At 63.1% G+C, this 19,812-nt stretch carries 15 protein-coding genes; 5 read left to right on the top strand and 10 right to left on the bottom strand.

Annotation, left to right across the window (positions count from 1 at the left end):
* Positions 1-43: 43 nt before the first annotated feature.
* Both ACTJLB_RS29775 and ACTJLB_RS29770 read right to left on the bottom strand, forming a co-directional pair.
* Positions 44-4,747 carry a glutamate synthase-related protein gene (locus ACTJLB_RS29775; protein WP_408193376.1) on the bottom strand — a complete coding sequence of 1,568 codons (4,704 nt, stop codon included), beginning with the start codon at positions 4,745-4,747 and terminating at the stop codon, positions 44-46.
* Positions 4,748-5,041: 294 nt separating this feature from the next.
* Positions 5,042-5,749 (bottom strand): transposase, encoded by a 708-nt coding sequence (locus tag ACTJLB_RS29770; protein ID WP_020070611.1) that lies wholly within the window; start codon positions 5,747-5,749, stop codon positions 5,042-5,044.
* 187 nt (positions 5,750-5,936) lie between these two features.
* Here ACTJLB_RS29770 and ACTJLB_RS29765 point away from each other — a divergent pair, with 187 nt between their 5' ends.
* Positions 5,937-6,662 carry an OmpW/AlkL family protein gene (locus ACTJLB_RS29765; RefSeq protein ID WP_020070610.1) on the top strand — a complete coding sequence of 242 codons (726 nt, stop codon included), beginning with the start codon at positions 5,937-5,939 and terminating at the stop codon, positions 6,660-6,662.
* A gap of 372 nt (positions 6,663-7,034) precedes the next feature.
* Complete coding sequence (locus ACTJLB_RS29760; RefSeq protein WP_020070608.1) at positions 7,035-7,415, top strand: DUF883 family protein; 381 nt, start codon at positions 7,035-7,037, stop codon at positions 7,413-7,415.
* Positions 7,416-7,661: 246 nt separating this feature from the next.
* Here the strand turns inward: ACTJLB_RS29760 and ACTJLB_RS29755 are convergent, their stop codons facing one another.
* The 7 genes from ACTJLB_RS29755 to pilM form a co-directional block, all read right to left on the bottom strand.
* Positions 7,662-8,867, bottom strand: coding sequence for a deoxyguanosinetriphosphate triphosphohydrolase (locus tag ACTJLB_RS29755; RefSeq protein ID WP_288831094.1), 1,206 nt, complete (start codon positions 8,865-8,867; stop codon positions 7,662-7,664).
* A 68-nt stretch (positions 8,868-8,935) separates the two neighbouring features.
* A complete protein-coding gene (gene aroB, locus ACTJLB_RS29750) occupies positions 8,936-10,021 on the bottom strand; it encodes a 3-dehydroquinate synthase (RefSeq protein WP_440785362.1) in 1,086 nt (361 codons plus the stop codon).
* On the bottom strand, positions 10,021-10,572 hold the full coding sequence (locus ACTJLB_RS29745; protein WP_027805037.1) for a shikimate kinase: 552 nt from the start codon (positions 10,570-10,572) through the stop codon (positions 10,021-10,023). Before ACTJLB_RS29745 ends, aroB begins: the two co-directional genes overlap by 1 nt.
* Positions 10,573-10,678: 106 nt before the next feature.
* On the bottom strand, positions 10,679-12,397 hold the full coding sequence (locus ACTJLB_RS29740; protein ID WP_440785360.1) for a type IV pilus secretin PilQ: 1,719 nt from the start codon (positions 12,395-12,397) through the stop codon (positions 10,679-10,681).
* The gene (locus ACTJLB_RS29735; protein WP_440785359.1) at positions 12,394-13,341 is read right to left on the bottom strand and encodes a hypothetical protein; all 948 of its coding nucleotides are present in this window, start codon (positions 13,339-13,341) and stop codon (positions 12,394-12,396) included. The genes ACTJLB_RS29740 and ACTJLB_RS29735 overlap by 4 nt, the downstream gene beginning before the upstream one ends.
* Complete coding sequence (locus ACTJLB_RS29730; RefSeq protein ID WP_088176474.1) at positions 13,338-14,090, bottom strand: fimbrial assembly protein; 753 nt, start codon at positions 14,088-14,090, stop codon at positions 13,338-13,340. The genes ACTJLB_RS29735 and ACTJLB_RS29730 overlap by 4 nt, the downstream gene beginning before the upstream one ends.
* Positions 14,087-15,079 carry a type IV pilus biogenesis protein PilM gene (pilM, locus tag ACTJLB_RS29725; RefSeq protein ID WP_440785358.1) on the bottom strand — a complete coding sequence of 331 codons (993 nt, stop codon included), beginning with the start codon at positions 15,077-15,079 and terminating at the stop codon, positions 14,087-14,089. The genes ACTJLB_RS29730 and pilM overlap by 4 nt, the downstream gene beginning before the upstream one ends.
* A 254-nt stretch (positions 15,080-15,333) precedes the next feature.
* Between pilM and ACTJLB_RS29720 the strand changes: the two genes are divergently transcribed.
* The gene (locus ACTJLB_RS29720; protein WP_020070600.1) at positions 15,334-17,727 is read left to right on the top strand and encodes a penicillin-binding protein 1A; all 2,394 of its coding nucleotides are present in this window, start codon (positions 15,334-15,336) and stop codon (positions 17,725-17,727) included.
* Positions 17,728-17,820: 93 nt separating this feature from the next.
* On the opposite strand, the gene cyaY is transcribed toward ACTJLB_RS29720, so the two are convergent.
* Positions 17,821-18,138 carry an iron donor protein CyaY gene (gene cyaY, locus ACTJLB_RS29715; RefSeq protein WP_020070599.1) on the bottom strand — a complete coding sequence of 106 codons (318 nt, stop codon included), beginning with the start codon at positions 18,136-18,138 and terminating at the stop codon, positions 17,821-17,823.
* A gap of 35 nt (positions 18,139-18,173) precedes the next feature.
* Between cyaY and ACTJLB_RS29710 the strand changes: the two genes are divergently transcribed.
* Positions 18,174-18,530, top strand: coding sequence for a lipoprotein (locus tag ACTJLB_RS29710; protein WP_440785356.1), 357 nt, complete (start codon positions 18,174-18,176; stop codon positions 18,528-18,530).
* Positions 18,531-18,539: 9 nt separating this feature from the next.
* Positions 18,540-19,802: a diaminopimelate decarboxylase gene (gene lysA, locus ACTJLB_RS29705; protein WP_440785355.1), complete on the top strand. Its 1,263-nt coding sequence runs from the start codon at positions 18,540-18,542 to the stop codon at positions 19,800-19,802.
* Positions 19,803-19,812 lie beyond the last annotated feature (10 nt).

Genomic DNA, 19,812 nt, shown 5'->3' with positions numbered 1-19,812 from the left:
AGGTGACGTCTCTGTGCGAAAGCAGTCGACGAGCGGTCTGCGCTCAGGCGGCGAGAACTTCTTTATTCGCCTTCTTCGCTGCCATTTCGCCCAGCGCGCGCTTGTACTCGGTCGGGAACACCTTCACGAATTGACGGCGCGACGCGTCCCAGTTTTCGAGCAGCGCTTTTGCACGCGGCGAGCCCGTGAACTGGAAGTGACGTTCGATGAGACCCTTGAGCAGCGCTTCGTCGGTCGTGCCGGCGTGCCACAGGCTCTTGTCGACCGTGCGCTCCTGTTCGGCCTGCTGCAGAACCGGCTCGAGCGCAACCATCGACTTGTTGCACTTGCCCGCGAACGTGTTGTCCGGGTCGTACACGTAGGCGATGCCGCCCGACATGCCGGCCGCGAAGTTACGGCCGGTTTCGCCGAGCACGATGACCGTGCCGCCCGTCATGTATTCGCAGCCGTGGTCGCCCGTGCCTTCGACAACCGCCGTCGCACCCGAGTTACGCACGCAGAATCGCTCGCCAGCCACGCCGCGGAAGAACGATTCGCCTTCGATCGCGCCATACATCACCGTGTTGCCGCAGATGATGTTCTCTTCCGACTTGCCGCGGAAATCGTTCGTGGGACGGATGATGATGCGCCCGCCCGACAAGCCTTTGCCGACGTAGTCGTTGCCGTCGCCGACCAGATCCAGCGTGATGCCCTTCGCGAGGAACGCGCCGAAGCTCTGACCCGCAGTACCCTTCAACTGGATGTGAATGGTGTCGTCGGGCAAGCCGTCGTGGCCGTACTTCTTCGCGATCGTGCCGGACAGCATCGCGCCGACCGTACGATTGACGTTGCGCACGGGCTGGATGAACGACACGTGCTCGCCGTTCTCGATGGCCGCCTTCGCCTTTTCGATCAGCGTGTGGTCGAGCGCGCGGTCCAGACCGTGGTCCTGGTCTTCCACATGCTTGCGCGCGACTTCAGCCGGCACTTGCGGCAGATAGAACACGCGCGAGAAGTCGAGACCCTTCGCCTTCCAGTGCTCGATGCCCTTCTTCGTGTCGAGCAGTTCGGCGTGACCGATCAGGTCGTCGAACTTGCGAATACCCAGTTGCGCCATGATTTCGCGCGCTTCTTCCGCAACAAAGAAGAAGAAGTTGACGACATGTTCCGGCTGGCCCTTGAACTTGGCCCGCAGCACCGGATCTTGCGTCGCGACGCCGACCGGGCAGGTGTTCAGGTGGCACTTGCGCATCATGATGCAGCCTTCGACGACGAGCGGGGCCGTCGCAAAGCCGAACTCGTCGGCGCCGAGCAGCGCGCCGATCACGACGTCGCGGCCGGTCTTCATCTGACCGTCGGCCTGCACGCGGATACGCCCGCGCAACTGGTTCAGAACCAGCGTCTGCTGCGTTTCGGCGAGACCGAGTTCCCACGGCGTACCCGCATGCTTGACCGACGACAGCGGCGACGCGCCGGTGCCGCCGTCGTGGCCCGCGATCACCACGTGGTCGGCCTTCGCCTTGGCGACGCCCGCTGCGACCGTGCCGACACCGGATTCCGACACCAGCTTCACCGACACGCTAGCCGCCGGATTCGCGTTCTTCAGGTCGTGAATGAGCTGCGCCAGATCTTCGATCGAGTAGATGTCGTGGTGCGGCGGCGGCGAAATGAGACCGACGCCCGGCACCGAGTAACGCAGCTTGCCGATGTACTCGGACACCTTGTGGCCCGGCAACTGGCCGCCTTCGCCCGGCTTCGCGCCCTGCGCCATCTTGATCTGGATCTGATCGGCCGAGGCGAGGTATTCCGCCGTCACGCCGAAGCGGCCCGACGCGACCTGCTTGATCTTCGAGCGCAGCGAATCGCCTTCCTTCAACGGAATGTCGACAATCACCTCGTCGCCGATCACGGACTTCATCGTGTCGCCGTTCTTGATTGGAATGCCGCGCAGTTCGTTGCGATAGCGGTTTTCGTCCTCGCCGCCTTCGCCGGTGTTCGACTTGCCGCCAATGCGGTTCATCGCGACCGCCAGCGTGGCGTGCGCTTCCGTGCTGATCGAGCCGAGCGACATTGCACCGGTGGCAAAACGCTTGACGATTTCCTTCGCCGGTTCCACCTCGTCGAGCGGAATTGCCTTGGTCGGGTCGAGCTTGAATTCGAACAGACCGCGGAAGGTCATGTGACGCCTGGTCTGATCGTTGATCAGATGCGCGTATTCCTTGTACGTCTGATAAGAATTGCTGCGCGCCGAGTGTTGCAGCTTGGCGATCGCATCCGGCGTCCACATGTGTTCTTCGCCGCGCACGCGATAGGCGTACTCGCCGCCTGCGTCGAGCATGTTCGCGAGGACCGGGTTGTCGCCAAACGCGTCGCGGTGCAGACGGATCGCTTCTTCGGCGACGTCAAAGAGACCAATGCCGCCGACCTTCGACGAGGTGCCCTTGAAGTACTTTTGCACGAGATCTTCGGCAAGGCCGACTGCTTCGAAAATCTGCGCGCCGGTGTACGACATGTAGGTCGAAATGCCCATCTTCGACATGACTTTCTGCAAGCCCTTGCCGACTGCCTTCGTGAAGTTGTAGACCGCCTTTTCCGGCGACAGGTCGCCCTTCAGGCCGGCTGCGAGCTGGCCGAGCGTTTCCATTGCCAGGTACGGGTGCACGGCTTCCGCGCCGTAGCCGGCCAGCAGCGCGAAGTGGTGCGTTTCACGCGCGGAGCCGGTTTCGACGACGAGACCCGTGCTGGTACGCAAGCCTTGCTGCACGAGGTGCGTGTGGATGGCCGCCGTGGCGAGCAGCGCCGGAATCGCGACGTTGTCGCGGTCGGTCTTGCGGTCGGACACGATCAGCATGTTGTAGCCGGACTTGACGGCGTCGACAGCTTCCGCGCACAGCGACGCGAGCCGCGCCTCGATGCCTTCCTTGCCCCACGCGACCGGATAGCAGATGTTCAGTTCGTACGAGCTGAACTTGCCGCCCGTGTACTGATCGATCGCGCGGATCTTCGCGATGTCCTTGAAGTCGAGCACAGGCTGCGACACTTCGAGACGCATCGGCGGGTTGATGTTGTTCGTGTCGAGCAGGTTCGGCTTCGGTCCGACGAACGACACGAGCGACATCACCATGTTTTCACGGATCGGGTCGATCGGCGGGTTCGTGACCTGCGCGAACAGCTGCTTGAAGTAGTGATAGAGCGTCTTGTTCTTGTTGGACATGACCGCGAGCGGCGAGTCGTTGCCCATGGAGCCGACCGCTTCTTCGCCGGCTTGCGCCATCGGCGCCATCAGGAACTTGAGGTCTTCCTGCGTGTAGCCGAACGCCTGCTGGCGATCCAGCAAAGCAGCGGCTTCGCGGCGCTCGGTCGCGACGTCTTCGGCCTTCGGCTCGATCTCGTCGAGCTTGATGCGCACGGCGTCGATCCAGCTCTTGTACGGCTTGGCGTTCGCGAGGTTGTCCTTCAGTTCCTTGTCGTCGATGATGCGGCCGTGTTCCATGTCGATCAGGAACATCTTGCCCGGCTGCAGGCGCCACTTCTTGACGATCTTCGACTCGGGGATAGGCAGCGTGCCCGCTTCCGACGCCATGATGACGAGGTCATCGTCGGTGACGATGTAGCGCGCCGGACGCAGCCCGTTACGGTCGAGCGTCGCGCCGATCTGGCGGCCGTCGGTGAACGCGATTGCAGCGGGGCCGTCCCACGGCTCCATCATGGCGGCGTGGTATTCGTAGAACGCGCGGCGGTTGTCGTCCATCAGCGTGTGCTGTTCCCAAGCTTCCGGGATCATCATCATCATTGCGTGGACGAGCGGGTAGCCGGCCATCACCAGCAGTTCGAGACAGTTGTCGAACGAGGCAGTGTCCGATTGGCCCGGATAGATCAGCGGCCAAAGCTTCGGCAAGTCGTCGCCGAGCACGTGCGACGCGATCGCGCCGGTACGCGCGTTCAGCCAGTTGACGTTGCCCTTCACCGTGTTGATTTCGCCGTTGTGGGCGATCATCCGGTACGGGTGGGCCAGTTCCCAGGCGGGGAACGTGTTGGTCGAGAAGCGCTGGTGCACGAGCGCGAGCGCCGAAACGGTGCGCTCGTCCTGCAGGTCGCGGTAGTACACACCGACCTGACCTGCCAGCAGCAGTCCCTTATAGACGACGGTGCGCGCCGACATGGACGGCACAAAATATTCCTTGCCGTGCTTGAGCTTGAGCGCCTGAATGCGGTGGCTCGCGGTCTTGCGGATCACGTAAAGCTTCCGCTCGAGCGCGTCGGTCACCATGATGTCCTTGCCGCGACCGATAAAGATCTGGCGGATCAGCGGCTCGCTCGCCTTGACGGTCGGCGAAATCGGCATGGTGTGGTCGACCGGCACATCACGCCAGCCGAGCACCACCTGGCCTTCGGCCTTCACCGTACGCTCCAGTTCCTGTTCGCAGGCGAGACGAGACGCGTGTTCCTTCGGCAGAAACACCATGCCGACGCCGTATTCGCCGAACGGCGGCAACGTCACGCCCTGCTTGGCCATTTCCTCGCGATAGAAACCGTCCGGAATCTGGATCAGGATGCCGGCACCGTCGCCCATCAGCGGATCCGCGCCGACGGCGCCCCGGTGATCGAGGTTCTCGAGAATCTTCAGGCCTTGCTCGATGATCTCGTGGCTCTTCTTGCCCTTGATGTGGGCGACGAAGCCGACGCCGCAGGCGTCATGTTCGTTTTGCGGGTCGTACAACCCTTGGGCGGCGGGTACCGGGTGAACCGGTTGCTGGCGATCGTTCATGGGGACACCGTCTGTGAGGGGCCGACAGGCCGTTAAACCGTTTTTCTATTGCCGCACGTGCACACCCGCAACGGCTGAGACGCCCTTGACGCTGCAACCTACACAGTTCAAAAACGCCGGAATTCGGAATATACGCGACGAATCAATGGAATAGCAAATAAAACGTTATGGTCGATCCCTAATTATCAGTTTGGTGCATTGCGGGTATTTTTTATTGGTGCCACATCAAATATGGGCAAAATAAAACGGCATGTCGTGATGCCGTTTGGAAGACAAACAATTGATTCGATTCGCTTATTGCGCCTGCGGAGTTTCCCGGACCTTGCGAGGCCGGCCACGAGGCAGCGGCGATACGCGCCGGTTCGCCGCCCGGGCCGCCCATTCACGGTACGTGTCGCTGCCGAGCACCCAGCCTTTCAGCGTGGCCTGCTGAAGCTGGCTTGCCTCTCGTTCGTCGAGCGGCTGCTCGCACAACTCGCGGTACGCGCGCTGCCGCTCGAACGGCGTATTGCCGAGCGACCAGTAGAGCGGATGGTCGGTGATCAGGCTGTCGAGCGTGAGACCGATGTGATGACGATAGCTTGACCAGCGGTAGTCTTCTGGCGCGCTCGCGAGCTGCATGCGCACCGGGCACATTTCGACGACGCGGCTCGCCAGCAGAAAATACCGCTCGCCCTCGATCACCGTGGCGCGATAGCGACCTTCCCATAACGTGCCACGTCGCGCGTAACGGCGGTTGAAGTGCGCTACGTAGCGGCGCCCGACCGCCTGCATCGCTTTCGGCAGGCTCGACTCCTCCGTTGGAGTGACAAGCAGTTGGACCGCGCCCGGCATCAACGCATAAGCGTGGATCGATAAGTGATGATCGCGCGAAGCCGCTTTCATACAGTCGATGAAGAGTTCGTAGTCCTGGTCGTCGACGAACGCAGGCTGCTGATCGAGTCCGCGGAGGATGACGTGCTGCGGCTGGTCAGGAACATAAAGACGTGCAAGCCGTGCCATGCTGAAGTATCCGATAGTCGCGTTGGTACATACCCGAAGGTCCGAGGAGCCGCATGCGCCGGAGGTTCGACGCGGCGCGGCCAGGCCAGGAAGCGCGCCCGGCTTAGGGAGAAAACTCTAACCGGCGCGTATGGTTAGTTTCAAACGTTGTGGTCATAATGAGCGGGCCTTTTTTGGAGGAGCACATATGAAATTAAAACAGGCCGTAACGGGGATCGCAGTGCTAGCCAGCATGACAACAGCAGCACACGCGCAATCGGCCGGTAGCTTTTTCGTCTCAACAGGCTGGTTCCATCTTGCGCCTCAATCGAGCAGCCAGCCCCTGCGAGTAACGAGCATTGGCGGCAGCCCGACCAACATCACAGAAGCCAATACCGGAGCCTCACTGGGTTCGGCCGACACCATCGGCTTCACCGCGGGTTACTTCATTACCGATCACATCGCCACCGAATTCGTGATTGGCTATCCGCCTTCGTTCGACCTGAACGGCACCGGTAGCCTCGAACAATTCGGCAAGCTGGGTCAGGCGAAACAGTGGAGCCCAACGCTGCTGTTCAAGTACTACTTCAACGCTCCCACTGCCACATTCCGTCCGTATCTCGGTATCGGCGTGAGCCGTATCTGGTTCACCGACGAGAAGATCACCAACGGAGCATTCCAGGCGAACGTCCTGCATGGTCCGACCAGCGTGACTACGGATAGTTCGTGGGAGCCGGTGTTTAATGCGGGTTTCACTTACGCGTTCAATCAGCACTGGTTCGCGGGCGTGTCGGTGTCGTACCTGCCGCTCAGCACCACGGCCAAACTGAACACGCAGGCACAGACGCCGGTCGGTACGCTCAATGTGCAGTCGCAGACCAAGATCAAGCTGAACCCGATCGTCACCTACGTCAACATCGGTTACCGCTTTTAACACGGCTTGTCACACGGCTTGTAACACCGTTCTTCACGCGCGGAATGCTGGTGGTTTAGGGTAGTCGAATTCGCGGGGCTTGAACAACGCCGTCATTTATCCAATGGCGGCGTTTTTTATTTTGTGCCGCCGTGGCAGCCGCGCGCCGCCTTTACCGATGCAGCGCGCCGCAGCCTCGCCGTGTTTGTAAAACTGACCCGCAAGCGTTGTGCTTCGTGCAATATCTGCTGACGATTTTCGCCCGGCGGCACCGTACGCCGGGCATTGGGGTTTGGCACCGAAGTTGCGTCCTGCTGGTGTTTCCTGCGTTGCGATGTGGTTTAAGCGTAACCGTGAACGTGGGCCTTTTTCACCCTCATCGACGGAGCGACTATGACAGCACTTCCGAATACGCGAGATGCCCTCGGCGAATCCTGGACCAGCACGAGCCGCCGCGCGCGGCGTATTGCCCGCCACAGCCGCGACGCGGCTGAAGACATTGCAGGCGAACTTCGCACGCTAATGTCAGAGCTCGAATCCACGCTGGCCGAAGGGACCCAGGCCGATGCAGTAGCGCTGCGCGGCAAACTGCGCAAGCAGCTCGACAACGCCCGTGCCCGCATGAACGACACGCGGGAGGCCGTACGCGAACGCGCGAACGTAGCGCTCTCGGACGCGGACGACTATGTGCATGAAAATCCGTGGCAGACGCTCGCGATTGTCGGCGGCGTCGCGCTGATCGCAGGCGCGTTGTTTGCCTCGCGCATGCGCTGAACGTTGCGCTGAGCCTTGCGCCGAATGTTGCGCTAAAGCGCGCTTGAGCTTGCGCGGAGAAGAGCGCTCAGCAGTGTGGCTCAAGCGCGCGGGCGGGCTGCATGGCGTTAGCGTCCAGTTGCATCGACGCTGCGCAGCCCGGTGGTACGAGACCGCCATCCCAGGCGGTCTCTGCCGTGCCTCGTGTGTCGGGCTCACCCGACACGCGCCCCGCCGTGGCCCTCGCTTGCCACGGCTCGTGCTCGTTCAGTTATCGTCGATTACGAAGAGACGCTGATACTCCTTCAGCGCGTATCTGTCCGTCATGCCTGCGATGTAATGCGCGATAAGCCGAGGTTGCTGCGCGGCGTCGGTGGACTGGTAGCCCGGCGGCAGCAGCCGAGGGTCTTCGGTGAACGCGTCGAACAGACCGACGACCACGCGGCGCGCCTTGTTCGCCATCCGCATCACGCGGTAATGGCGGTACAGATTCTTGAACAGAAAGCGCTTGAGCGCTGCAGCTTGGGCTGCCACCGCTTCGCTATGCGCGACGAGCGCCGGCGCGGCGCGCACCGCGTCGAGCGAATCCGGTGCATGACGGACCAGATTGAGCTTCGTGGTATCGATGAGATCGACGATCAGCGTGTTGATGATGCGCCGCACCGTCTCATGGATCAGCCGGCGGCCTTCGATCTGCGGAAAATCGCGCCGCGCGGCTTCATAGTGTGTTTGCCACAACTCGACTTCGGCGAGTTGCTCGACGGTCAGCAAACCAGAGCGCAAGCCGTCGTCCACGTCGTGATTGTTATACGCGATCTCGTCGGCCACGTTCGCGATCTGCGCCTCGATGGACGGCTGGCGTCCTTCTAGAAAACGCTCGCCCAAAGCACCCAGCCGCCGCGCATTCTCGCGTGAGCAATGCTTGAGAATGCCCTCGCGCGTTTCGAAACACAGATTCAGGCCGTTGTACGCCCCGTAATGCTCCTCGAGATCGTCAACCACCGCGAGGCTTTGCAGATTGTGCTCGAAGCCGCCGTGCTCGCGCATGCATTCGTTCAGCGCATCCTGGCCCGCATGCCCGAAGGGCGTGTGGCCGAGATCGTGCGCAAGTGAAATGGCTTCAACCAGGTCTTCGTTGACACGCAGATTACGCGCCACGGAACGCGCAATCTGCGCGACTTCGAGGCTGTGCGTGAGACGCGTGCGAAACAGGTCGCCCTCGTGATTCACGAAAACTTGCGTCTTGTATTCGAGCCGGCGGAACGCCGTTGAATGAACGATGCGGTCACGGTCGCGCTGGAATTCGGTGCGGGCGCTCGGCGGTGCTTCCGGATAGCGGCGCCCGCGCGAGAGCGCCGAATGCGCGGCATACGGCGCGAGGTGCGCTTCGAGCGCTTCCTGCGTCGGGACGCCGAGCGCTGCGGCGTTCGCCGCGGGTTCCTGCTTTACATCGTCGCTGCGCCTGTCTGTCACCGGGTTCTCCGAAACATGGGCGGCGCCGGTCGACGCCGTGCGCGGCGCCTCGCTGCCAAAGCCGGTCTTCAGACGGCGGCGGCCAGCGTGGCGTGCACCTCGGCGTCGGGCGCCTGGGTGATGAGCGTCTCACCGAAACGCTTCAGCAGAATGAATTTGATCGCGCCGGCTTCCGCTTTCTTATCGACCTGCATCAGTTCGACATAGCGCGATTCGCCGAGCGCCGGCGCGCGGGTCGGCAGATGCGCGGCGACGATGACGTCGACGAGCCGCTTGCGCGACGCTTCGTCCAGATGGCCAAGGCGCACCGACAGATCCGCAGCCATCACCATTCCGCAGCCGACCGCCTCGCCGTGCAGCCACTCGCCGTAGCCGAGTCCGGCTTCGATCGCGTGGCCAAACGTATGGCCGAAATTGAGAATGGCGCGCAACCCGCCTTCGCGCTCGTCCTGCGCGACCACGGACGCCTTGATTTCGCACGAGCGCTTGACCGCTTCGGCGAGCGCTTCCGGCTCGCAGCGATTCAATGCCTCGACATTGGCTTCGATCCAGCGGAAAAAACCGGCGTCTGCAATAGCGCCCGTCTTGATGACCTCGGCCACGCCCGCCGCCAGTTCGCGCGCGGGCAGCGTGCGCAACGCGCCGATGTCGGCGATCACGGCCTGCGGCTGATAGAACGCGCCGATCATGTTTTTGCCGAGCGGGTGATTGATGCCGGTCTTGCCGCCCACCGACGAATCCACTTGCGAGAGCAACGTGGTCGGCACCTGGATGAACGGCACGCCGCGCATGTAGCAGGCAGCCGCGAAACCCGTCATGTCGCCGATCACGCCGCCGCCCAACGCAATCAGCGTGGTCTTGCGGTCGGCGCGCGAGCCGAGCAGCGCGTCGAAGATGAGGTTCAGCGTTTCGAGGTTCTTGTGGGCCTCGCCGTCCGGCAAGACGACAGTGGACACCTGCTTGCCGAGCGGCGCGAGCGAGGCGCGCAACGTGTCGCCATAGAGCGGGTCGACGGTGGTATTGGTGACGATCGTGACCGAGTTGCCGGCGATGTGCGGCGCGAACAGCGCGGTCTGGCCGATCAGGTCGGCACCGATATGAATGGGGTAGGCGCGTTCGCCCAGTTCGACATTGACGGTAATCATACGGCCCATTATGACGCAGGATGTTTGGCGACGCCGGCCATCTCGAGCTGCATCAGAACCATATTGACGAGTCCGTTGACGGAAGGCCGGCCGGTTTCGATCACGAAATGCGCGCACTCGCGGTAGAGCGGATCGCGTACTTCGTAGAGCGCTTCGAGGCGCGCTTTGGGGTCTTCCGTCTGCAGAAGCGGGCGATTTTTGTCGCGCCGGGTCCGCAGCCACAGGTCGTGCGGATTGGCGCGCAAATAGATCACCACGCCCCGGCTTTGCAGCGCCTGCCGGTTTTCCGGCCGCAGCACCGCGCCGCCGCCGGTCGCGAGCACGATTTTGTCGCGCCCGGTGAGCTCCGAAATCACGCTCGCCTCACGCTCGCGAAAGCCGGCTTCGCCCTCCAGCTCGAAGATCACAGGAATGCGCGCGCCCGTGCGCGCTTCGATTTCATGGTCTGAATCGAAAAACGGGCGATCGAGACGGCGCGCAATGGCCCGGCCCACGGTGGTTTTTCCTGCCCCCATGAGCCCTACAAAAAATACATTGGCGTGTGCGTCCCGCGCTTGCAACGGTGTCCTCTGGCTAATCCGGTATGGTTCGTGCCGCAGCTTACTGGCAAAGCGGCTGCCTTGTCGAGCCTGCGCGCCGCCGCTTTCGAGCGGCGGCAGCGTGCCCCTAATTCGTCTGAACGACGCGCGGCGTGATGAAAACTGCCAGTTCGCTGCGTTGGTCGCGATGAGCCCGATGGCGGAAAAGCGCACCTAGAATCGGTATTTTGCCCAGGAGCGGCACCCGAGTCACATCGTCCCGGCCGTCGGTCGCGTAAATTCCTCCAATCGACACCGTACCACCGTCTTCCACCTCGACCCGCGTCTGCACGTGCTTCGTGTTGATTGCAGGCCCGGCGTCGGTCTGTTCGCCGACGCTGTCCTTGGCAACATCCAGGTCCAGCACCACGCGGCCGTCCGGCATGATCTGCGGCTCGACTTCGAGCTTCAGCGTGGCGCGGCGAAATTGCACACCCGATACGCCCTGCCCGACTTTGGCCTGATAAGGCAACTCGGTGCCTTGCTCGACCACGGCCTTCATCCGGTCGGCGGTAACGACGCGCGGACTTGAGACGATTTCGCCGCGCCCCTCGGCCTCCAACGCGCTCAGCTCGACGTTCAGAAGCCGCGTCGCGCCCGCCGCGAACAGCGTCAAGCCGGCCGTCGCCGCGTCGAAACCCGCAATCGGGCGGGCAGACAGATCGTAGACGAGACCGTCCTTGCCGCCGCTCAAACCACGCGTGGTGCCGTCGGCGTTCGTACCCGCCATCGAGAGCCGCACGCCGAGATTGCGAGAAAAACCATACTCACCTTCGACGATGCGCGCCTCGATCAGCACCTGGCGCGTGGGCCGGTCGACGGAAGCAAGCAGCGCGGCAATCTGCGCGAGGCGCCCCTCCAGATCCGTGACGAACAGTAGATTGGTGCGCGGATCGGCAGTCACCGCGCCGCGTTTGGACAACACCCGCTGATTCCCCGAGCCGGTCAGCAGGCGCCGCACGTCCTCGGCGCGCGCGTAGTGCAGCTCGAACGTGCGGCTTGCGAGCGGCTCAAGATCTGCCGTCCGCGCGTGCGCCTCGAAGCGCTGCCGCTCGCGCGCAGCCAGATCTGCGATCGGCGCAACCCAGACCACGTTGCCGTGGCGCTCCATGGCGAGACCGTTGACGTCGAGCAGCGTGTCGAACGCGACGCGCCACGGAACCTTGTCGAGGCGCAGTGAAACGGCCCCGCGCACTCTCTCGCTCGCGACGATGTTCAAGCCGGTGAACTGTGCGAACGCATTGAGCACGGCACCGAGTTCGGCGCGCTGAAAGTTGAGCGAAATCGGCTTGTCGTCGGCGGCAAGCGACGCGTCCGCGGCGGTTTTCGGTGCGCCGCTCAGACGCGCGAGCGGAGGCAATGGCACCGGCGGACCTTCGAGCGCCGACGCGCTCGCGCCGGCCTGGCTGGTGGCAGCGGCAGGTTGCCGGCCGAGAGGCACTGAGCCATCGGCGTCGTCCATTGCATCGTCTGGGCGGCTTTGCCGCGCCTCCGTCGGCGTGCGCGAGACGGCGGTGGCATCCGCGGAATCCTCGCGGAACGGGTTCGGTGTTTCGGAGGCTGAACCGCGAGGCAGCGGCGGCGCATTGTATGGCGAGTCGGACGATGCCACCGCATCGTCGAGCGGCATGTAAGCAGGCAACGGAGGCAGCGATGGAATCGCAGCACCTGCCGCGCCGGTGGTTAGCGCCGCGCCGAGAAACAAGGTCACCGACAGTCCCACGCGAACGCGGGCACGAACACTCAAGACTGCGGCAACACCGATAGATGCATGCCGGTCGCCGCGCAATAGCTCCGTTGTGCTCATGACGAAGCCTCTGCGAGATCGAGCGTCCGCGTTGCAGCGCCTTTGGCGAGCGTGATGCCGAACGTGTCGAAGCGCGTGACGCGCTCGTCGCCGATCTGCTGGCCGGACGCGACAGTGGTCGCGCCCTCGGGCGTATCGAACAATGCGAGCCCGCGCGCGCGATCGTGCAGCAATCCGACAAGACGTAGTTGCGGCTGCCCGGGCAAATCGACAGTCGCCTGCATTTGCGCGGGCGAGAATGGATCGAAGAACACCACGTCTTCTTCGTCATCCGAATCAAGGCTCGCGTCGGCAAGCTCCTGCGTCGTGAGGCCGGCAGGCGCCGGGCGTAGACCGCTGTACACGCGCAGTGCCGCGCTCACCGAAAGCGCAGACCCGTCGCGCTTGATGACGACATCGACGGGAACCATCAGCACCGGCAGTTCGACCAGTCCACGCATGAATGACATCAGGTGAATGAAGTCGGTGCGCGCGGCAAGCTGAAGCGGACGCTCGCTCTGAGCGCCCGTTCCGCTCGCGGCGCCGGGCTCGACCGCCAGTAACGCCACGCCGTTCTGCGCGGCGAGTTCTGAAACGACGCGCACGTCATCGGCCGAAGTCCATTGCTTCGACGCACGCGATGCAGTGACTATGGCCGCGGGGGTGGCGTCTGACGCCGTGTCTTCGCGGCGCAGCGACGGCAATTGCGCAAGCGCTCGCCTTGCGTCGGCTAGATGGTCCGCGCTTGCAAGGAGCGCCGCGCGGCTCGCTGCCAGACGCCCCAGATCGGCCACGATCCAGCCGTGCGCCCCAAGGCTGAACACGACGAGCGCAATCAACAACGCAATCGCCCAGCGGCGACGCGGGCTCCAGGTGTGAAGCGGCGCGCGCAGGCGTTTGAGCGCATGCGACAGCGACACTCGAGGCCGCGGCACGCCGCTAAATCCGGCAAATGTCGTACTCATTTCGAACCTCCAATGTGCCCGGCTTTTGCTATTTGCGATGCCGCGACGCCAGCGCGTTTGTCTGTCATGTTCGCAGCGCCCTCCCAATGCAGGCGAGCGCCGAACTCAAATGCAGCGGCTGCTCCTGCGCTTGCATTCGTAGCTGGACTCGCATGCGGCGACGAGCGGTGCGACTCGCTCATTTCCGCCCCTGTCACGCCGGGAATCCCACCGAGGCGCTTAAGCCACTGCGCAGAATCGATATGCGCTCGCGAGGTCGCCACCAGTTCCGTCTCGTGCTCGCGCTGGCGAAGCTGCTGCAATAGAACGCCGTCGCCGGGTTCGAAACTCAGCGCGTCGAGCAAGTCGCGCAGATAGGTGAGCGGCTCGGACAAACGCTTTGCGCGAGCGGCCTTGTCGCGTTGCTCGTCGCGCGCCCGTAGCAGGCGCGCATGCTCGGCGAGCGGCGCGGCGAGTTGCGCAAGCGACTGCTCGATCGACGCACGCTGTGACTCGAGCCGCGCCTTTTCTATCGCCTGATATCCGGCAAGCGCGAAGACCGCTGCGCAACCGGCCAACGCTGCAATCGCCAATGTCAGCAGACATCGCCGACGCGCGAGCCGGGCTTTGCGTTGCCGGTGAGGCAGTAAATTGAAGCCGCCGAGCCATGGCTTGACAGGACGAACGGCGCGCCGCCCGCGCATGTCGCGCCCGACATGAAGTCGCGCCGCCGCGTTGAAGCGGCCTTCATCGAAAACCGCGGCGCTCATTCGAATACCCCGCGCAATGCAAGCCCGAACGCGACGGCGCCCGCCGCTTCATGCAGGAGCGGATCGTTCAATTGACGTGGTACAGCGCCCAGCGCCGCGCACTCGAACGGCAGGACCGTGCAGCCCAGAATGTCTGCGATATCCGCGATCGAAAAGCCAACGCCCTCCAGCAGTTCCACCTCGCCGCTCACGAGCGCGCAGTCGAGCATCGGACCATGCGCGAGGTCGCGCAACGCGTCTGCGAGATCCGAATGCTCCGGCGCGGGGTAGTGCATCTCGGCTGCGATGGTGTCGTCGACGAGACGCCAGCCATGCACGCCGTCCGTGCCGATCCATAACGCGACATACGGTTCGTGCGGATCGAGTTCATGACTCGCCGCGTAGCGCATGGCCCGCAGCGCGGCATGCGGTTCGCCGTCGATCGCTGTGAGCGATATGCCCGCGGCGGCCGCGCATTCGATCCGCGCTTCGAGATGTTGACGCCCGGTCGCGGCAATCGTCACAGAACGAGCGAGCGACGGCCTGTCGTCGACGAACCAGTCGACAGCCAGCGCGTGCCGCTCGAGTCCTGCAATGCGTTCCACTTCGTTCATGACTGCCGGTTCGAGCTCGGCGAGTTCGTGCCCGCCGTCTTCCGCGCAACCGCTTTGCATCGCAAGCCGCGCGAGCGGCACAGTGGCGGTCATCGTTGCTGATGCGGGCACGGCCATCGCGCATCGCAACGCCTGTGTCGCGCAAGAGTGAGGCATATCGGCGAACGCGTCGCGCAACGCGCGAGCGACTGACTGCCGGTCAGCGATCTCGTTGCCGGCCATCGCATTAGCGGGAAGCGGCACTGTGCACGCATACTCGATCTGCATCGAAGCGCATGCGCGTGCACGCTGGCTCACTACGACGAGCCGCACGTTTTGCGAACTCACGTCGATACCTGCAGCGAAACGCTGCACCCCTGCCTGCACGGCTTCAAGCCATGAATTTCTTAACGTCATCACGCCCTCCCTGAGACTCACGCGGCGAACCATTCGAGCGCGAGTAGCGAGAGAGAATTGTGCGTAAGCACGCCGCTGGGCGACACTCAGCCAAACGGCTAACGTTGAAGGCCGGCCGCCCCGACGTTCGTCAAAGCAGCTACAGTGAAGCCTCATTTCACGCGGTGCAGAGACTTGTAAAGAACTGTCGGTAAGCACGCCGAAAGCTGAAAAGCTGGGCGGCTATAATCGCGGGACTGTTTTTTGGTGCCTATATGCAATCCACGTCTCCCACGTCTCCGCCGCCCGCGCCGCAGAAGCGCAAACGCCCGTTGTGGCTCAAGCTCCTGCTGGGCTTTTTCGGGTTGATCGTCGCGGGCATTGTGTGCGTGCTGCTGGTGGTCGGCTATGCGCTCGTCGTGGCCACGCCCAATCTGCCCTCGCTCGACGCGCTTACCGACTACCGGCCGAAAGTGCCGCTGCGCATCTATACCGCCGACCACGTGCTGATCGGCGAATTCGGCGAAGAACGGCGCGACATCGTCCGCATTCAGGAGGTGCCCGACAGCCTGAAGAAAGCCGTGCTCGCCATCGAAGACGCGCGCTTTTACGACCATGGCGGCGTCGACCTGACCGGTATCGCTCGCGCCGGTATCGTCGCGCTGACCAATGGCCATGCGACGCAAGGTGCAAGCACGATCACGATGCAGGTCGCGCGCAACTTCTTCCTTTCAAGCGAGAAGACGTACACGCGCAAGATTTACGAGATGCTGCTCGCCTACAAGATCGAGTCGAAGCTTTCGAAAGATCAGATTCTCGAGGTCTACATGAATCAGATCTATCTCGGCCAGCGCGCGTACGGTTTCGCGAGCGCGGCGCGCGTGTACTTCGGCAAGGACATGAAAGATCTGACGCTCGCGGAGTCCGCCATGCTGGCGGGCTTGCCGAAAGCGCCGTCCGCGTATAACCCGGTGGTGAATCCGAAGCGCGCGAAGGTGCGTCAGGAGTACATTCTTCAACGCATGTACGAGCTGCATTACATCAACCAGCAGCAATACGACGAAGCGAGCCGTCAGGCTCTCGTCGTAAAGGGCGCTGGCAAGGAATTCAGCGTGCACGCCGAGTACGTGGCGGAAATGGTGCGGCAGATGATGTACGCGCAATACCGCGAGGAAGCGTACACGCGTGGTCTGAACGTAGTCACGACGATCGACTCCGCGGACCAGGACGTCGCCTACCGCGCCTTGCGCAAAGGCTTGATGGACTATGAGCGGCGCCACGGCTATCGCGGCCCCGAAGCGTTCATCAATCTGCCGTCCGACGCGGACGACCGCGAGCAGGCCATCGACGACGCCTTGCTCGAACATCCGGACAACGGCGAAATCATTGCGGCGGTTGTGACAGCGGCGAGCCCGAAGCAGGTGCAGGCGACGTTCATCGACGGCAATGTGGCGACCGTTCAGGGTGACGGGCTGCGCTTTGCGCAGTTCGCATTGAGCGCGCGCGCTCAGCCGAACCAGCGCGTGCGGCCGGGCGCGATCGTTCGCCTCGTCAAGAACGACGACGGTCAGTGGGCAATCACGCAATTGCCGCAAGTAGAAGGTGCGTTTGTTTCCGTGGTGCCGCAAGACGGTGCGATTCGCGCGCTCGTCGGCGGCTTCGACTTCAACAAGAACAAGTTCAACCATGTCACGCAGGCATGGCGTCAGCCGGGCTCGAGCTTCAAGCCGTTCATCTATTCCGCGTCGCTTGAAAAAGGGCTTGGACCGGCAACCGTGATCAACGACGCGCCGCTATTTTTCAGCGCAGCGGAGACGGGCGGCCAGGCGTGGGAACCGAAGAATTACGGCGGCGGCTTCGACGGTCCTATGACCATGCGCACCGCGTTGCAGAAGTCGAAGAACCTGGTGTCGATCCGCATCCTCAACCACATTGGTACGAAGTATGCGCAGCAGTACATCACGCGCTTCGGGTTCGATGCGGACCGTCACCCGGCTTATCTGCCCATGGCGCTGGGCGCGGGTCTCGTCACGCCGCTGCAAATGGCGGGCGCATTCTCGGTATTCGCGAACGGCGGCTATCGGATCAACCCGTACCTGATCGCCGAAGTCACCGATCCGCGCGGCGTCGTAGTCGCGCATGCGCAACCGCTCGTCGCCGAGCAAAGCGCGCCGCACGCCATCGAACCGCGCAACGCCTATGTGATGAACAGTCTGCTGCAGAGCGTCGCGCAGCGCGGTACCGGCGCCAAGTCGAACGCACTCAAGCGCACGGACCTCGGCGGCAAGACGGGTACGACGAACGATTCGCGCGACGCGTGGTTCGCCGGTTATCAGCACACGCTCACCGCGATCGCGTGGATCGGCTACGACAACCCTCGCAGCCTCGGCGACAAGGAAACCGGCGGCGGCCTCGCATTGCCGGTCTGGATCGAGTACATGGGACGCGCGCTCAAAGGCGTGCCGGAGTACAAGATGCCGATGCCCGACGGAGTGACCGAAGTCGGCTCAGAACTGTATTTCGACGAGTTCACGCCGGGCCACGGTTTCGTTGGGACGGTCGGCATCAGTCAGGCGGCACTCGACGAAGCAAGCGCTGCGTCCGCAGCACCGGGACAGGTCGGCGAACAGGAGAAGCAGGACATCATGAATCTGTTCCGCGGGCACTAACGCAGCGCCCTGCATGCCGCAAAAAAAGCCGCCGCGCAGATCCTGCGCGGCGGCTTTTTGTTTTGTTAAGCGTCTAACCGCTCGATGCTGGGTTCAAGCCTCGAAATGCACCGGCTCGCCGGCCTGCTCCGTCGCGTACTCGGACAGCGCCGCGAAAAACTCGTTGCCGCTGCGCGTGTCGCGCCACTCGCCATCGACAAAACGGTAGTGGAAACCGCCCGCTTTCGCGGCTATCCAGATCTCGCTCATCGGCGGTTGCAGATTCACGATGATCTTCGAGCGATTCGCGAATTCGAGGGTCAGCACGTTGCCGCTGCGCTCGAGTTCGATGTCGGCCTCGGTGTCGTCCAGCGCGCGCTCGATGGCGGCTAGCGCGGCCTCTGCACGGGTCAGGTAATCACTATCGGACATGCTAAACTCCATCGATTATTTATTCAGGGACAGTCATGCGAGTCGTATCTCGGATGCGCGCGGCGGCGCCCGGCCGCGCGATTGTAGCGGGTTTAGCCATTCTCGCAGGTTGCGCACTCGGTGGCTCGCTCGCCGGCTGCGGACAACGCGGTTCGCTCTATTTGCCTACCGTGCCACCTTTGCCGGAAAAGCCCATCGACCGCACACAGCCGCCGTCTCCTGACGAAGTACAACCCGGCGCCGAAACCGCGTCCGACGCAGACTCCATTCCTGACACTTCCGGCACACCGCTCTCGCTCGCGCCCGCGAACGAACTGTCGGCGCCTCCTTCATCTGCTGGTTCCGCTGCTTCGGCTTCGCAGCCCGCTTCCGCCGCCACTCCCGTTCAATAAGACCTCCGCATGACTCGACCTGCATTTGACTACGTCAACGGCGTGCTTCACGTCGAAGGCGTGTCCGCCGTTTCGCTCGCCGAACAGTTCGGCACGCCGCTTTATGTGTACTCCCGGGCCGCGCTCACCGACGCGTGGAACGCGTACGCAGGCGCGTGCGCCGGCCGTCGAGCGAGCGTGCACGTGGCCGTGAAGGCCAATAGCAATCTCGCGGTGCTGAACGTGTTCGCGCGTCTCGGTGCGGGCTTCGACATCGTGTCGGGCGGCGAACTGGCCCGCGTGCTGGCGGCCGGCGGCAAAGCGGAAAAGACCGTGTTTTCCGGCGTCGGCAAACACGCGAGTGAGATGCGCGAGGCACTCGCGGCGGGTGTGAAGTGCTTCAATGTCGAATCCATTCCGGAACTCGATCGCCTGAACACGGTGGCCGCGGAAATGGGCAAGATCGCGCCCGTCTCGCTGCGCGTGAATCCCGACGTCGATGCGAAGACGCATCCCTACATCTCCACTGGGCTGAAGTCGAACAAGTTCGGCGTCGCGTTCGAAGATGCACGCGCCACATATCAGGCGGCCGCAGCCATGGCGAACCTTGAGGTTGTCGGCATCGACTGCCATATCGGCTCGCAGATAACCGAGATTGCGCCTTATCTGGACGCGGTAGACAAGCTTCTGGAACTGGTCGAACTGATCGAGAAAGACGGCATTGCAATTCGTCATATCGACGTAGGCGGCGGCCTCGGCATCACCTACGACGACGAAACGCCGCCGGACATCGGCGAATTCGTACGCACGGTGCTCGATCGCATCGAGGCGCGCGGTCACGGCCACCGCGAGGTGTATTTCGAGCCGGGCCGCTCGCTAGTTGGCAATGCGGGCGTGCTGCTCACGCGCGTCGAATTCCTGAAGCCGGGCGCTGAGAAGAATTTCGCCATCGTGGACGCGGCCATGACCGAACTCGCCCGCCCGGCGATGTACGAGGCGTACCACGCTATCGACGCCGTTGTTGAGCGCGACGTCCCCGCTCATGTGTACGACATCGTGGGACCGGTATGCGAAAGCGGCGACTGGCTGGGGCGCGAACGGCTGCTTTCCGTCGAGCCCGGCGATTTGCTCGTGATTCACTCGGCAGGCGCCTATGGCTTCGTGATGAGCTCCAACTACAATACCCGCCCGCGTGCAGCGGAGGTGATGGTTGATGGTACACAAGCGCATGTAGTTAGGGCGCGAGAAGAAGTCCAGCAGCTGTTCGCGGGCGAAACGGTTTTGCCGGCGTAACCAGCGTCAC

Origin of the sequence: Paraburkholderia sp. 22098, assembly GCF_052045935.1 — a bacterium.
Classification (GTDB): domain Bacteria; phylum Pseudomonadota; class Gammaproteobacteria; order Burkholderiales; family Burkholderiaceae; genus Paraburkholderia; species Paraburkholderia caledonica.
The sequence above is the reverse complement of the archived record's forward strand: the minus strand, read 5'-3'. Positions and strand labels throughout refer to the sequence as shown.